Origin of the sequence: Bacillus sp. XF8, from assembly GCF_017498755.1 — a bacterium.
GTDB lineage: Bacteria > Bacillota > Bacilli > Bacillales > Bacillaceae_G > Bacillus_A > Bacillus_A bingmayongensis.
The window spans coordinates 22012-36805 of sequence record NZ_JAGDQK010000051.1; the positions used below are offsets into that span (position 1 = coordinate 22012).

11 protein-coding genes and 3 pseudogenes are annotated in these 14794 nt (G+C 30.6%); 9 read left to right on the plus strand and 5 right to left on the minus strand.

Translation table 11 applies throughout. The features are described 5' to 3' along the window. Window positions 1-73: 73 nt before the first annotated feature. Genes J4P91_RS25545 through J4P91_RS25555 form a run of 3 tightly spaced genes read left to right on the plus strand, consistent with a single transcriptional unit; the run spans window position 74 to window position 3125 of the window. Window positions 74-1183: a hypothetical protein gene (locus J4P91_RS25545; protein WP_207996305.1), complete on the plus strand. Its 1110-nt coding sequence runs from the start codon at window positions 74-76 to the stop codon at window positions 1181-1183. A gap of 12 nt (window positions 1184-1195) precedes the next feature. Then, window positions 1196-1960 carry a Cof-type HAD-IIB family hydrolase gene (locus J4P91_RS25550; protein WP_207996306.1) on the plus strand — a complete coding sequence of 255 codons (765 nt, stop codon included), beginning with the start codon at window positions 1196-1198 and terminating at the stop codon, window positions 1958-1960. Beyond that, entirely contained in the window at window positions 1953-3125 is a 1173-nt protein-coding gene (locus tag J4P91_RS25555) for a hypothetical protein (RefSeq protein ID WP_207996307.1), read from the plus strand. The genes J4P91_RS25550 and J4P91_RS25555 overlap by 8 nt, the downstream gene beginning before the upstream one ends. An 821-nt stretch (window positions 3126-3946) precedes the next feature. Here the strand turns inward: J4P91_RS25555 and J4P91_RS25560 are convergent. Next, complete coding sequence (locus tag J4P91_RS25560; RefSeq protein WP_307802554.1) at window positions 3947-4081, minus strand: hypothetical protein; 135 nt, start codon at window positions 4079-4081, stop codon at window positions 3947-3949. 336 nt (window positions 4082-4417) lie between these two features. Here J4P91_RS25560 and mntA point away from each other — a divergent pair, with 336 nt between their 5' ends. From mntA to J4P91_RS25575, 3 genes and pseudogenes are all read left to right on the plus strand, one after another. Further along, complete coding sequence (gene mntA, locus J4P91_RS25565) at window positions 4418-4825, plus strand: type VII toxin-antitoxin system MntA family adenylyltransferase antitoxin (RefSeq protein ID WP_207996308.1); 408 nt, start codon at window positions 4418-4420, stop codon at window positions 4823-4825. After that, window positions 4815-5228 (plus strand): type VII toxin-antitoxin system HepT family RNase toxin, encoded by a 414-nt coding sequence (gene hepT / locus J4P91_RS25570; protein ID WP_174103817.1) that lies wholly within the window; start codon window positions 4815-4817, stop codon window positions 5226-5228. The genes mntA and hepT overlap by 11 nt, the downstream gene beginning before the upstream one ends. A 1157-nt stretch (window positions 5229-6385) precedes the next feature. Then, window positions 6386-6988: pseudogene (locus J4P91_RS25575) on the plus strand (Rpn family recombination-promoting nuclease/putative transposase); the annotation flags it as partial. Between the two features lie 79 nt (window positions 6989-7067). Here J4P91_RS25575 and J4P91_RS25580 read toward each other — a convergent pair. Further along, a complete protein-coding gene (locus J4P91_RS25580) occupies window positions 7068-7577 on the minus strand; it encodes a hypothetical protein (protein WP_207996309.1) in 510 nt (169 codons plus the stop codon). Between the two features lie 294 nt (window positions 7578-7871). Between J4P91_RS25580 and J4P91_RS25585 the strand changes: the two genes are divergently transcribed. Beyond that, the gene (locus tag J4P91_RS25585; RefSeq protein WP_207996310.1) at window positions 7872-8450 is read left to right on the plus strand and encodes a dienelactone hydrolase family protein; all 579 of its coding nucleotides are present in this window, start codon (window positions 7872-7874) and stop codon (window positions 8448-8450) included. Window positions 8451-8761: 311 nt separating this feature from the next. Next, window positions 8762-9425: pseudogene (locus tag J4P91_RS25590) on the plus strand (IS6 family transposase). 111 nt (window positions 9426-9536) lie between these two features. Here J4P91_RS25590 and J4P91_RS25595 read toward each other — a convergent pair. Both J4P91_RS25595 and J4P91_RS25600 read right to left on the minus strand, forming a co-directional pair. After that, complete coding sequence (locus J4P91_RS25595; protein ID WP_207996311.1) at window positions 9537-10760, minus strand: AraC family transcriptional regulator; 1224 nt, start codon at window positions 10758-10760, stop codon at window positions 9537-9539. Between the two features lie 1116 nt (window positions 10761-11876). Continuing rightward, window positions 11877-12860, minus strand: a complete 984-nt coding sequence (locus J4P91_RS25600) for a DNA-binding protein (protein ID WP_207996312.1) — start codon at window positions 12858-12860, stop codon at window positions 11877-11879. A 355-nt stretch (window positions 12861-13215) separates the two neighbouring features. Here J4P91_RS25600 and J4P91_RS25605 point away from each other — a divergent pair, with 355 nt between their 5' ends. Next, window positions 13216-14376 carry a tyrosine-type recombinase/integrase gene (locus tag J4P91_RS25605; protein WP_207996313.1) on the plus strand — a complete coding sequence of 387 codons (1161 nt, stop codon included), beginning with the start codon at window positions 13216-13218 and terminating at the stop codon, window positions 14374-14376. Between the two features lie 284 nt (window positions 14377-14660). On the opposite strand, the pseudogene J4P91_RS25610 reads toward J4P91_RS25605, so the two are convergent. Further along, window positions 14661-14794 (minus strand): annotated as a pseudogene (locus J4P91_RS25610) (DDE-type integrase/transposase/recombinase); the annotation flags it as partial.

Consider the following 14794-nt stretch of genomic DNA (forward strand, 5'->3'; position numbering starts at 1 on the left):
AAATCATTGTAGAATACTGTTGTATGATAACAACTCTACAACTTTGAACACTCTTGAAAAATGTAAACTTTATTTGAAACAATTTTCAAATGAAGTTTTATGTGCTGTAGTCGCATTTAATTACGATAATTTGTGTCAATACCTATTGCAAGAACAAATATCTGAAACAATGTCACTTTATTGGTACAGTATATTAGATTTTAATCCTGTAGAGGAGTATGTATCAGCATTCAATACATGGAATTCTAGTAGAAAGTCTAAAATAATTGAAGATACTTATTTTGAATGTGACAGCAGTAAATATAATGTAGTTGAATTCAATTCTTTAATTAGACATGGAAAGATATTCAAACTTTGTAGAGTACATAATATAGTTGACTTGGATATGGCAATTAGAAATGGTGTAAATATGATAGGCATTCATGCAGTTAACACAGACCATGTTAGATATTTAATTAATGAGGATATACATGCACCATTAAAAGTAACAACGCATATTGATAAGAATTTACCTGTATCAATATATGAAATTAACAGCATTAGGAAACTTATTGAAAATATAAATGATAGTGTTCAGATAGCTTTAGTCTTAGAAAAAAAGATGTGTGAGGAAAAGATTAACACTTGCTTAAATTATTACGGAATGAGTAATAAGGATATTCTTCTTCAACTTCAATATCGAGTTGATAAAGCGCATATTAGAAACATTAAAGATAAAATAACTTCTAGAATCATTTGTACAATAGGTTTGAATCAAATGGATTTTTACGAATATTTCGATAAACTTGATAATTTACTTGATCCAAAGACTGATTTTATATTACTAGATATGTCAAAGCATCAACCGGATTTCATAAATGGTATTTTTAATGGTGAAGAAAATTTGTCTAATATTATCAAACTAAAAAGCATAGTTAAAGGACTAAGAAATAATAAAGTACCAATTCTAGTAGCTGATGATACAACCGTTTCTCAAATGCGAGAGTACTTAGTAGAATTATCAAATAATAATGTTCTAGTAGCTGGAATTGATATGCAGAATGCTGTTGAACTTGAAAAAAGTAATCAAAAATATCAAATCGTAGAGACTTTGGGATCAAAATATCAAATGAAAATTAGAAAATCGCCTGACAAATTAAAAGAATGGTACGACTTTTCATATAATGAGCTACGCAATTATTAAGGAGTGATGTTAATGAAAATGATAGTAGTTGACTTAGATGGTACATTGTTGAACTCAAGCAAGCAAATTGATGATTATTCTGTTGAAGTGTTAAGTGAAGTTATGAAAAACGGACATATCATAGTATTTGCAACTGCGAGACCTTACAGAGATATAAAAAGGATTTTACCGGATAATTTAAATAAGAATGTGGTTATTTGTTATAATGGTGCTACTGTTATTAGCGATGACAAAGTATTATTTGAAAAAGGAATAACTTATTCAGTTACTAGAAATATACTTAATCACTTCTTAGATCATAACTATTATCAAATTTGTTTAGAAATAAATGATAAACTATATTCGAATTTCAATACTAAAGAATTCTTTGGTAGTTCTGAGTTCGAGTTAATAGATTTGAATACATTTGACTATGATTTAGTTCATAAAATTATCGTCTGCTCAAAGGACGGTATTAAGCAAAGGATAGTAGATAATATTCCAACAGAATGTAGCCCTGTAATCACTGATGATGCTACCTTATGTCAAATTATGAGTACAAATATATCGAAATGGAATGCAATTGAGTATTTAATTGAAATGTATGGTGTACAAAGAAGCAATATAATATCATTTGGCAATGATTTCAATGATTTTGAGATGATAAAATACTCTAGTGTTGGTGTAGCGATGGGAAATGCAATAGATGAATTAAAGGAAATTGCTAATTATATAACTACTGACAATGATAATTATGGAGTTGCTAGATATTTAAAGGGAAGTGTACTCAATGCATGATGAATATGTAGATATTATATCTCCTATAGAGATGAATAAAGTTAAAGAAGTTATAAATTATAAAAGTAATTCTAGCATAATTAACATAAACGATATGTATTACTTGGTTGTTAGTAAGAAGATTAAAAATGATTTTGCTATTAAAATACCAGACTGTTATGATACCTATTTGAAAGAAGAAAAGGATATTTCAAATAGATATCTAAAGAATCGCTTGAGTTATGGGTCAAAAGATTCGTGCATAGTAGATATGCAAGGGATAAAAAATTTCATTAACGCTAAAAATCTTGAATTTGATGATAGTACAGTAAGACTAATTTTAAAGACACTAGGTTTTATAGTTGATGATAATGAATATTTAAGAATAGGAGTCTCAGGTGCAGATGAAAACCTAGATCATCCAGGTGGGGAAGTAGTGGAAGATGCTGTGATAAATGGTTCAAATGGGAGTGGAAAATCCAATTGTTACTCAGGTTATCTTGAATCAAGTGAAGGGTTCAGTAAAGGTATCAGGTTAGGTAAAGATGGTGTTATGCTGGATGGTAGAATAGTTTATTCACATACTGCATATTTACGAAAGAATAATCAAAAACTATCATTGTCTAATGGATTGTACTTCTCAATAGATAATAAGGCAAACTTTGATTTACTGTGTTATATTAAAGAAATTGCAGAGAAACTAGGGATAAAAGCATTTTCAGTTCAAATGACGATATTCAACAAAAAAAGAAGTTGTGACGGTACTATGATCAAAGGTAGAGTATTGAAGAAAAAGCCAATTTTTAAATTTAGTAGTATTGCAGATGCTCAAGAGATAGGGAATGAAAAAGAATTTTTGATGAATAATCAACAAAGACTAATTGCTTTTGGTACTTATTACAGAAGGTGTGAACCAGAATGGGTAGAGTTCACTAAAGGTAGGGAGTATGAAAGATTTGGCCACATTCATGCGAGGTTAGTTAATAATGTAACAAATAATCAACATGAAGTATTTCATTTAAGAAACATACTTGTTGGAGATAATACAGAAGTTGAATTTATATTGACACCGATTGATCGAGTAGTCAAAATATTACCGATTAAAAAAATTAATGACAACTACTATTGTAGTGTAACAAATGGAGAAGTAAATAGTATGGTTAATGAATTTATATACTATGATTAATTTAAAGATAAAACGGAGACTAGTCAATATCTTGGACGCCCTATAGATGTTAAGATAGTTGTAGTATGAATCGGTGGTGTTATAAACGTGTTTTACTAAAACACGTGTGAAGTGCATTAAAGTAGTTGAACTTAATATAGAAGCAAATCAAATTGGTGCGAGATTGGAAAAGGCTTATGAAGAACGTAAGCCTGTATTCAAACAACGAATGTAAATAGAGTAGCACCTCCTGGTATGATAAACCTATCGATATAAGGAGGTGCTTTCGTGCGAAACGTTTCCGTATAAATGCATTTACATGAAATAGGGTGATTGTTATAAAGCAATCATAACCGATTAACCGAAACTCGGAATCCATCAAGATCCTGAAATTTTAGATCAATACATGCCTTGGTCAAAAAAGATTCAGCTGGAATGTAGCAAATAAATGAAAGTAGCCGTATTTTCGATTAAAAAAATTAGGTTATACGGCTACTTGTGATGCGTACCAGAAAGGTACGCATATTTTTTATAATTCGGGCTGACTATGTTTCTGATAAAGGTAACACATATAAGAAACTATTATCTTTTGTTCTGACAAAATGCAGCAAAGACAGTAAGAGCTTCGTCGATTGAATTTTAAAGGTGTTAGTCATCCTTCATTGAATTTTTTTAATAGGGGGTACGGAAACGATTCAAAGAATAACCCGCCACATCTGAAAATTTTTCCAATTAAACTTTTGGGATAAGTCATATGGGACGTTTTTACCTTAGGAAAAACAGCAAATAGCCTAATGTGTCTATTCTGCCTGCGTGTTTTTTACCTGTGCTATATTCAGAAGCTAAAAACGTATCCCTAAAAAGGTATCTAGGTGTCGTTCTATTATAGTTTGTAATGATTTTTCTACGGTTAAGGCTTGTCCAACTAATTCTTCTACATTGTTTCCGTTCAAACGGAATATTTTAATATCTCCCAATATATGTTCCCCCTTATAATTAAAATTATATCATTTTTTGTATATGCACATTTAGTACATAAAGAAAGATATAAGTGAATGTCACTTTTACAGGGGTAAAATAAAAAAGGTATTTAGCATGTGAAGTGATAGGTTATAAACAATCATTTAAGATTCATAACCATAAACTAGATCTCCTTGAACTATAATAGCATTATTTCAGGAATAAGCATGTAATCTTATGGTGCTTTAAGTACTAAGCAGGTTTAATTTTGTTTATGTATTTGTTGTAGCTTAAAGGACTTAGTAATGGTTATGATATAATAAAATTCAAGTATAATAAGGGGGATTAATTAAATGATTTTTCAAAGCATGATTACAGCTATTATAGAAAAATTACAAGAGACGGTGAATCCCTATTGGATAATTGTGTTTGGATCAACAGCGGAGAACAGAGAACGAGAAGATAGTGATATTGATTTAGCCTATTTAAGTGACATAACTTTAGGGAATTATGAGCGTTTTTTATTAGCACAGGAATTAGCCAACATCGTTCATAAAGATGTTGATTTAGTTGATTTATCCGAAGCTTCTACAGTTTTTCAAGCTCAGATTATACATACAGGAAAGACAATATTTTGTTCTGATGAAGAACGAAAGGTCATTTTTGAAATGAAAACTTTAAAAATGTATTCAAAATTGAATGAGGAACGCCAGATAGTATTTGATGATATAAAGAAAAGAGGTTCTATATATGAAGAATGAAGTTATTTTAAATAAAATTTCTACAATAGAGCGTTGTATAAAAAGAATCCAAGATGTGTATGGAAATGACCCTGAGAATTTAGAGGATTATACAAAGCAAGATTCCATAATATTGAACATACAAAGAGCTTGTGAAGCGAGTATTGATTTAGCAATGCATATTGTTGCAGGAAAAAAGTTAGGATTACCACAATCTAGTCGAGAGGCTTTTGATTTATTGGTTACAGCAGGATTACTTAGCAAAGAGCTAGCAAATAAGTTAAAGGCGATGGTTGGATTTCGAAATATTGCTGTTCATGATTATCAAAGTGTAAATTTAGATATTGTTCGTCAAATTATCGAAAAACATTTAAAAGATTTTAAACTATTTACGAAAGAAGTTATGGGGATATTGGAATTATAGGGGTACACGTTTTAGAATCATTATTATATAGGTGAGGAGAAATTGTTATGCTTTTTTCTAATTTTAGGGGGAAGAACATAACTGTGTAGTTTTTTACCTACTTGTTTTATAGATATGGCTATACAGTAGAAAGATGCTCCCTTTGGAGTGTCTTTTTTTGGTTGTTACATTTTGGTTATCTGTAGTACGGAATCTCTCAACAATTCTTTAAAATTCTGTTGTTACAGCAACAACCGTTAAAGTTGTACGGGGGTTTCTGGAAGTTAATCAATCAGGATTAGCAGACCGAATAAGCGTTAATACAAGTTTAGCATCTGCAATCGAGAATAGGAGCAAAAGAATCACAACCAGTTTCATCAAGAGGTTCAAGCGAGCTGTTGGTATTACGGATTCCGTTTTGGATATCGTATGTCTACAGAACAAATTAGGGGAATAAGAGACGCTACTTCTCCTTTTTAGACGTTAGGGGAGACACCTAAATTAGTATTCTCCTCTGACATCTCAAAACACAAGAATACTATTTATTTTGAGATACAAACAAAGTTTAAATCAAAATAAGTACTAGCGCCTGAAGAGAATTTAATCTCATATATTAATCCTTTTTTAAATGATCATCCTGCAAGCATACTTAAAAAGCCTACATTGTAATGTTATTTATAAACATAATTTAAAAAGGAACATTTTCCTCTTTTTCATCTCATTAACATAAGACAACCATTTATTTTGAGATTAGATTTTAATACAACCAGTAACTACCGATAATTTATCTTATGTAAACTAACAATAAGTAGGTATTAGATTCTATTGGTTTTCAGTACTCCTATCTTGTCGACTAGAACAATTATCCCTATTTTGGGTTCTGGTGCAAATATATGAAGAAGAACACGGATAATAGTAGATTCCTAGTGAAATCGTATTTTATGCTATAAGTCCAAACACTTTGTGGATGAACTCTTTTTGATTTTGGACAGACTGATTTGGTCTTACCCCCGTCAAGTGGACAGCTGTAAAAAAAGGGTTCCGTTGCAAAGTTTTGAGAACTCATAAAAATGTAGAATTAAAATACAATTATTTAGAATAAACGTTGGATACTATTCAAAAGTATGTATGATATATTCAATATTTTGCGATGTTTTTAAAGTTTGCAACAGATCCGCTTGTATTATTGGAGTCGCTTATATGCATCCCAGTTACAAAAAGGTAACTCTTACGATGCACTTAGAAAAACGATAACCATTAATATATTGAACTTTCCTGTCTTTTCTGAGTATGAAAACTTCCATACAACAGGAAAGCTATGGGATATTCAGTTGCAAAAGTTACTATTAGATGATATAGAAGTACACGTCATTGAAATTCCAAAATTAATGGCACAATGGAAAGAAGAGCAAGTAAATCCATGGGAAGATGCCTTTGTAAGATGGCTACTGTTATTATCTGCAAATGAGGATACACAATTAACACATACGCTGGAGGAGATTGCCATGAATCGAGATCCAATTTTAAAAGATGCGATGCAAAAGTGGGAAAAGATGAGTCAAGACCCTGCATTCCGTATGTCGTATGAAGCAAGACAGAAAGCCCTTATTGATGAAGCTTCTAAGTTCAAATATGCCGAACAAAAAGGCATTGAAAAAGGAAAACTAGCTGAAAGAGAACAATTAATCCGTGGCATGCATAAAAACGGAATGGATATAGAAGATATTGCGAAGTTTACGAATATGGATATTACGGAAGTTCGTCATATTTTGGGACAATAAAAGGTAGACATCTCATTCAAAAGAGGTGTCTACCTTTTATTTCTTCAGCTATCGTCCCCCTATTTGACGTTTACTTTGTTTATGAATTTCTTATTAGATTTGCAATCTTTATAAAATCTTCTTCTTTAATGCTTTTTGAATTTGATGATAGAATATAAGAAAATTTATTTGATTGAAATTGAACCATTGAAAAATTGTTTTCTGTTACGGATTTATATTGACCCTTTCCATCTTTAAATTCACCTATTTTATCAGGTTTTGAAAAAACTATTTCACTCTTTTTAGGATAAACTAAAATAATGAAAATCTCACCAGAATCTTTATTTATATACTCAATTCTTAAATCCTTAGATTTTTGAATATTGTATTGACCGAAAGAATGCGAAGCTTTAAATGAAAGATAATCCTGTAAATTTTCAGGGATATTTGTATTTTCTTTATTATGTTTTTCGAAAGTACCTTTAGCGTTTTTTATTGAGGTATAACCAGCTTCTCTGTATTTTTTTTCAAAGCCATTTCCTTGTCCATAAATATAAGTTACAGGAAAAATCAGCCCGATAAGTAATAATATAATTAGTATTTTCTTCACTATAAAATCGGTTCTGTTGCAAAGTTTTAAACGCCCCCAAAAATATAGAATGAAAATACAATTGTTCCGAATAAACATTATAAAATATACAAGAACATGTATCGTATATGTTAAATGACAATAAAGTTGTTACATTTACAATAAAGTCGTTTAAAAACAAATAAAATTTCTTTAAAAGACGGGATTGAATTGAGGCTTTATTCCGTATTTTATTTTTTGATGTATAATAAAAATTACAATATTACTATGTTTTATTAGTACAATAAAGGGCAGAAAGGGAGTGTAAATTTACTAATGGAGTTAAAACAAAATGTTGAAAAATGTGTGATTTTACTTCACGAAATTTATGGAATCAATCAACATATTCGATATTATGCAGATTATTTTTTTCAAAATGGCTATGATGTATATATACCAAATCTATTAGGGAAAGATGTACCATATTCTTATGAAAATGAAGAAGTAGCCTATCATAATTTTAGTCAAAATATTGGATTTGATGCTGTACTTCAACAAACAAAGAAACTCATACGTGATGTTGAACAGTCTTATAATAAAATTCAGATTGTCGGTTTTAGTATAGGGGCAACTGTTGGTTGGCTATGTAGTGATGAGCCATCAATTCAAAAGGTAATTGGTTTTTATGGTTCTCGTATTAGACAATATATAGAAATTGAACCAAAAGCTGAAGTTGTTTTATTGTATGGCGATAAAGAAAAGTCCTTTGAACCAAAAGAATTGAAAAAAGTGTTAGAACAAAAAAGTAATGTGTTTATTGAAATTGTAGAAGCAGAGCATGGTTTTGCAGACCCTTTTTCTAGTAAGTATCAAGAAGAAATAACAAAACAAATTATTGAACGTTATTTATTATAAATGGGGGCTATGTTGAACGATGCGCTTTCCGAAATGAAACAACTTTATTATTCATTTAAATGAACGACTGCAACAAATAAAACGTATTTTTTATCAACTTTAAAACCACCTACTAAATTAACTTGTAGGTGTTTTTTGCATCTCTAAGTATATAATTAAACAACTTTAATATCTTTTCACAAGAGTATCAAGATTTTATGCAGAAATACATGCGAAATATGGTTCTGGTGCAAAAACTTCAGGATAATTGCAAGTAATCTATAAATCTTGGACATACTAATACTATTACTCTAAAAGGGTGTGTGATCCATATGGAAAAGAAAAATTTGTTCAAATGGAAATACTATCAGCCTGATATTATCTTATTAACGGTAAGATGGTACCTACGGTACAATCTCAGTTTTCGTGATTTGGTGGAAATGATGAAGGAACGAGGTTTATCCATTTCTCATACAACGATTATGCGTTGGGTTCATCAATATGGTCCTGAATTGCTACCTTAAACAAATGATTCCTGGAGAGTCGATGAAACATATATCAAAGTAAAAGGGCAGTGGATGTACCTGTATCGTGCTGTTGATTCGAAAGGAAACACAATCGATTTTTGCCTAAGCAAAACAAGAGATCAGAAGGCTGCGAAGTGCTTTTTCAAGAAAGCTTTGCGGTCTTTTCATGTTTCAAAGCCTCGTGTTATAACAGTCGATAAGAATCCAGCTTATCCTATAGCAATTGAACAGTTGAAAAAAGAAAAGCATACCTGATGGTATGCAACTTAGACAACAAAAGTACTTGAATAACACAGTAGAACAAGATCATAGTTTTATAAAGAAGCGTATCCGTTCTATGCTAGGGCTCAAATCTTTTGACACAGCTACAGTCATGCATATGATTACAAAAGAACAGATTGATTTACGGAATCAGTCCGTCCAAACTCAGAAAGAATTCATCCATCAATTGTTTGGACTTGCAGCATAAGACACGATTCCGTTAGGAATATATGTGCTTTATTCTCTTTTATTTTATTTTTGCACCAGAACCAAACGTCGTACCTTTATGTCAAATCCATACTTTCAGGAATTCGAATTTTCAAATCACAGTGTGTTTTCCTCGATATTGTCTAGGTGTCATATTAGTAACCTTTTTAAATATCTTTGTAAAATAGCTCTGATCATTAAAGTTAAGCCAGGTACAAATATCAGATAAAGAATATGTGGTTAATGTTAATAGCTTTTTCGCTTCTTCTATTCGCTCATTTTGTATGTATTTGCTTAAAGAGATACCAACTTCTTTTTTAAACAAATTGGATAAGTAACTAGGGTTTACATTTACACTCTTAGCAAGATCATTTAGAGTAATTTTGTTATAAATATTTTTAGCAATATAGTCTAAGCAGGCACCTATAATTTTGGAGTATTTTTGAGTATTATATTCTTTTACACAATCCGCAAACGTACATAAAGCATCTTCTATTAATCTATTTACAGCGTACATGTTATCTAATTGCTCGAGAGTTTGTATATATAACTCGCTAAGTGAAAATGCAATTTCCGATGGGAGGCTACCTTCTATTGCATATCGGGTAGCTAATGTAATCGCAATTATGCCATTATTTTTTTGATTTCTTAGCTGATTTCCTTTGGATAAATTAGCTGCCTCCTCTTGTGGAAATGCATATGCATATTCTATGACTTTTTCTTTATTTCCTTCCTTTATAGCTGTGAAAAATTGTTTTTCCAATGATATATCATAATAAGCAGCGTTGCTTTGTCGTCGTGTAGAAATATATAAGTCAGGATTCGAAAGCGGGTAAGAAGTTTCCTCCAGTAATTTATTTCGCTCCCAAAAGATGTTTGTATCTAGCTTTTCGTTAAAAATCAAATAGTGAAATAAAATACCTATATGAATTAAAGTGATTTTTCTAACTACAGGTACATTGTGAAAATAGGAAATTACATCTTGTGTCCTGATACCTCGGTTGAACTCATTTATAAACTTAATAACAGTGTCTTTAGATACCTTTGGATATACAGATGGACCAATAATAAGTGTTCCTTTTAAATATTCGTGTTCTACTATCTGGATTAAAATAAAATTTTCTAGGTAACGATTCGTCTTGAGAAAAGGGAAGTTTTTGAGAGTGTCTTTTTCATAAAGCTCTCCCAACTGTTCTTCTTTCTTTGAATAAAAAGGATTATAAGTATTATGAGAAGTACATTCAAATAATATCTCCTTAGTTGTAGATAGAAAATAAATGGGAATTGAAAATGCTTGATGCATTAAATGAGAAAGATATTGTAAATCAATAACCATGTATAATTTCCTCCCGTTAAAATAATTTAAGTATCCAAATATATCCATTATATCAAGATAATGGATATAGATTATAGAATGGCTATTGAGAAATTTTTCGTCTTTTTTGGAAAGGAGGGTAAGGGGTCATAGCGTTCTATTAATCTATCAGTATCAGACCTTTTGCTATTCATCTATTAAAGTAAGGGTTTGTTGAGGCAAATCAAGGTTATATACACGCCCTTTACATGTTTACAAAAATCTACTCTTATAATAATTAATAGTCATTAAGTGATTTTTTGTTAAATTTCTAAAGAACATGATTTATCTCCTTTCTCACTACTAACCTATATAAATAGCCTGTAAGTAAAAGGATTTAAGCTAATTAAAAAAACATCATGTGCCCCCCCCCCATTTACACTTCACTTAAAGGAGAGCTTCTAAGGTAATCGTACCTACCGGTATGAAGTTTACTTAGCTATCGAGCCTGTCTCTTGCTCTATATATGATTCTACTAACATAATCGCTCTCCTTGCTGGATGTTGATGGAAGCGTTCTATTCCTTGTCTGCAAAAAAAATGCACTCACATTAGAGTGAGTGCTCTAAAAAAAGTTGAGACTCCTCCATGGGGCACAATCTTTATAAGGAGAGTCTTCTACTAGAAACGTATCTTTAATTTATAATGAATACTACAAAATCTAATTAAAAAGAACATGATTTTACAAAAAAAATATCAAGTATTAGAAAATTTATTTTAGTCCAAAACCTCAAGATAACTGTATTGAATCTCTCAACTTCGAATATACTGACACTATCACTCTGAAAATAATATGTAATTAGTATAGAAAAGAATGAATTAACAATAGAAATATTGACTACATATAAATTAACAGGTTCTGGTGCAAAAAAAACAAATTTTGTAATGTATCATTTTTTTGCACCAGAACCGATTAAATCCTAACTCAAAGATTTACAACAAAAAAGAACCACTAAAAAGTGATTCTTTTTTGTTAAGGGCATAGTTCGACTCACATAGAGATTTTGAGAATAACTCTATAAGTTGTAGTATAGAACAATTAAATGTAAACTTATATGAATTTTTTACTGTTTTTTCTATATTATGGTTGATAAAATTTTTATTTTTGATTAAGTAAGTGCTGATTAATCCTATCTTGAATTGCATCTTTAATAAATTCTTCGATGGAACTATTTGTTTCTTCTACAATTTTTTTTATAAATTTATACTCGTTACTTGTAAGAGTTACGGGCTTTGTTACGGTATTGCTATCTAAATATACACTATTGTTAACACGTGGTATCATTTTTCCTTCTATTATAAAGGGTGCTAAATTATCCATCCATTCGGTTTGCATTCCAGATGGTAATGATATTAGAGATTGACGAATATCAAAATACCAAAATTCACCTTCTGCTGATATTTTTAAGTTTCTTGGTGATACATACTGTAATATAAGATCTATAAATCGAAAAATATCACTTCGATATTGATAAGATTTAGGAAAGCGGAATTTCACAAATCTTTGATGATGACTTCGCGGTTGATCAGATAAAGCATAGGCAGGCTCATACCCTACTTTTATTGCATCCTCTAACGTCATGTCATTTTCAAATTCATCACGTAGTATGATATCTCCACGTTTTGGAATGGAGAGAATACGTGCTAACGTATTCCCTTTCATAAATCTTTGTAATAGTACTACATTATGCTTTTGTGAGTATGTATAGATTGTATTTTTCCGCTCTATTTGCTGTACCAATTCACGGATATCATCCTCTTTCAAAAATTTTGTTTTGCGATTACGATGCTCCTGTATAGTACAAGTTATCAAGCCTTCTTCTATCCATTTTTCGAGTTGATACACACTGATATGGTACTTTTTACTTGCTTGATATAAAGTAATTCCTTCTACCTTAAGTTCTTCTTTTAATTTCTCTATTTCTTCTTTCTTGAATAAAAAGCTCCCATCTAAACGCCATGTATCCTTATTGATTGGATTTAATTGTCCCTGTTTTATCAAATTATTAAATGTGAAGTGACTAATATCTAAATACTCTTTTACTTCGTTTGTGGTCATATTTATTTCGCATGCACTCAGCATTCATGTTCCCCCTAATATTACATTTGTATAGAAAATAAATAATATTATTATGTAAATTACAATTTATAAAATATATAATTTTAATTTATTATAACATAACTCAAAAATAAACTATTTAAATTTTTATCTAATAACAAAATATAATTTCTAATTAAATTCATTTTTATGTAATTATAAATCAAATAAAATGTTATTAATTTTATAAAGAAACTCATAACCATAGAAAATGGACGTTTTTCTATAGTCATATTACATTTTCATTTTTATAAAATTTAATCTTACAATGCTAATAATTTTGAATGCAATTCAGTTATAATAATAGATATAAAAGGAATTAATAAGGAGTTGAAGGATAATGAAATTTGAATTGAATACAATTCATAGTGAAACTTCTTTAGAAAATATAGAAAAACAAAAACAAAATTTCACAAACATAATTTCATTATGGAGTCGTGATTATATTAATGCAGCTGAATTTAAAAAGGAAAATAATGAAAGAGAAGATTCATATACATATGAGGGATTTTCAGATGAAGAAATTTTGTACTACTACTTGAACCGGCAAACCCATTTTGATCAAGAAAGGCGTATAAAGGATGCATCTAGGACTCTATATGCACGTGATTTAAGCCAGTTCTATTTTTTCATCAAACAAAGTACAGAGTTTCTGCAGCAAGATGTAAGGGATTATAAAGTTGGTCAAGTGTGGAGGAATCTAAGGAAGCGCCATATCCGTAACTATCAAAAATGGTTGTCTCAGGAGGCAATTTCCAATCAATCAAAAGAAAAATATAAGCCATCTACTATTAGTCGGAAACTCGGAGTTATTCGCTCTTACTTAAGATGGTTATATGAGATTCAATATATTCAAGAACCCCTTCATGTGGAGATTCTAAGCACGACAGTAAACAAGCAACATAAACCAAAGCGTGAGTTATCATATGAGCAAGTGAAGCAACTGCTAAACTACTATAAGAATAATGAAATTAACTATGCTTTATTATCCGTTTTAGCTACCACTGGATTACGTGTTGCAGAAGTCGCTCATGCCAAATGGGAAGATCTTGAGTATGACGCTATACGCGGACGTTACTATTTAACAGTTGATACAAAGGGGGATAATGAACGAATTGTTTCTATTAATAAGGAGATTTTTAATCGTATTGTTGCATTTCGAATTCGGAGAAGGTTACCTGTAGACATTGGGAATAAAAATGGTGGGACGATATTTCAAACAAAGAACCATACTGCTTATAGAGAGAATTACTTGTCACAATATATCTCTAAAATTATTAAAGATACCAGGTTACCTTTTACAGAGAATATACGAATCACTCCCCACTTCTTTAGACATTTTTATGTACAGTACTTGTATGATTACAAAGGATTATCGCCTCATGTCATCGCAGCTGCAGTAGGTCATAAAAATGATCGGACTACGAAAGAAAATTATCTGAAACAGAGATTGACGAAAGATAATGATGCTGGGAATCTAATTATGGAAGATGAATTCTAATTTTAATGCTTTATAAATTAGTATTAAAGTACTTCAATACTATCGTTTTTAGTTATATAATTTTTATATAACTAAAATTGATTATCCGCCCATTTGTTTGAATTTCTTCTTACAAGCATTCATTAGTTCTTCGCCAAGATTCCCTAAAAATTGTCGTATCTATAGGGAAGCGTGTAGAGCCTTGCTATAATGAAGATGCAGAAGGTATCATCTACTGTTAATAAGGTTCTGGTGAAAAAACTTCAGGATAATTACAATAAATCTATAAAACTTGGACATACTGATACGGTTTCGATGCCTTTCAAGGTACGGGAAGCGTGGCGAAGATTTTGAAATCCTGCGGATTTGGAAAAACGTCGCTTCACATGCCTATGGTCCTGTTCAATGAGATTGTTCAAATGCTTGATGGTACAATGAG

Coding starts and splice junctions, on each gene's coding strand:
- J4P91_RS25550 (WP_207996306.1), top strand. CDS start 1,196: ATGAAAATGATAGTAGTTGACTTAGATGGTACATTGTTGAACTCAAGC.
- J4P91_RS25555 (WP_207996307.1), top strand. CDS start 1,953: ATGCATGATGAATATGTAGATATTATATCTCCTATAGAGATGAATAAA.
- mntA (WP_207996308.1), top strand. CDS start 4,418: ATGATTTTTCAAAGCATGATTACAGCTATTATAGAAAAATTACAAGAG.
- hepT (WP_174103817.1), top strand. CDS start 4,815: ATGAAGAATGAAGTTATTTTAAATAAAATTTCTACAATAGAGCGTTGT.
- J4P91_RS25585 (WP_207996310.1), top strand. CDS start 7,872: ATGGAGTTAAAACAAAATGTTGAAAAATGTGTGATTTTACTTCACGAA.
- J4P91_RS25595 (WP_207996311.1), bottom strand. CDS start 10,760: ATGGTTATTGATTTACAATATCTTTCTCATTTAATGCATCAAGCATTT.
- J4P91_RS25600 (WP_207996312.1), bottom strand. CDS start 12,860: ATGCTGAGTGCATGCGAAATAAATATGACCACAAACGAAGTAAAAGAG.
- J4P91_RS25605 (WP_207996313.1), top strand. CDS start 13,216: ATGAAATTTGAATTGAATACAATTCATAGTGAAACTTCTTTAGAAAAT.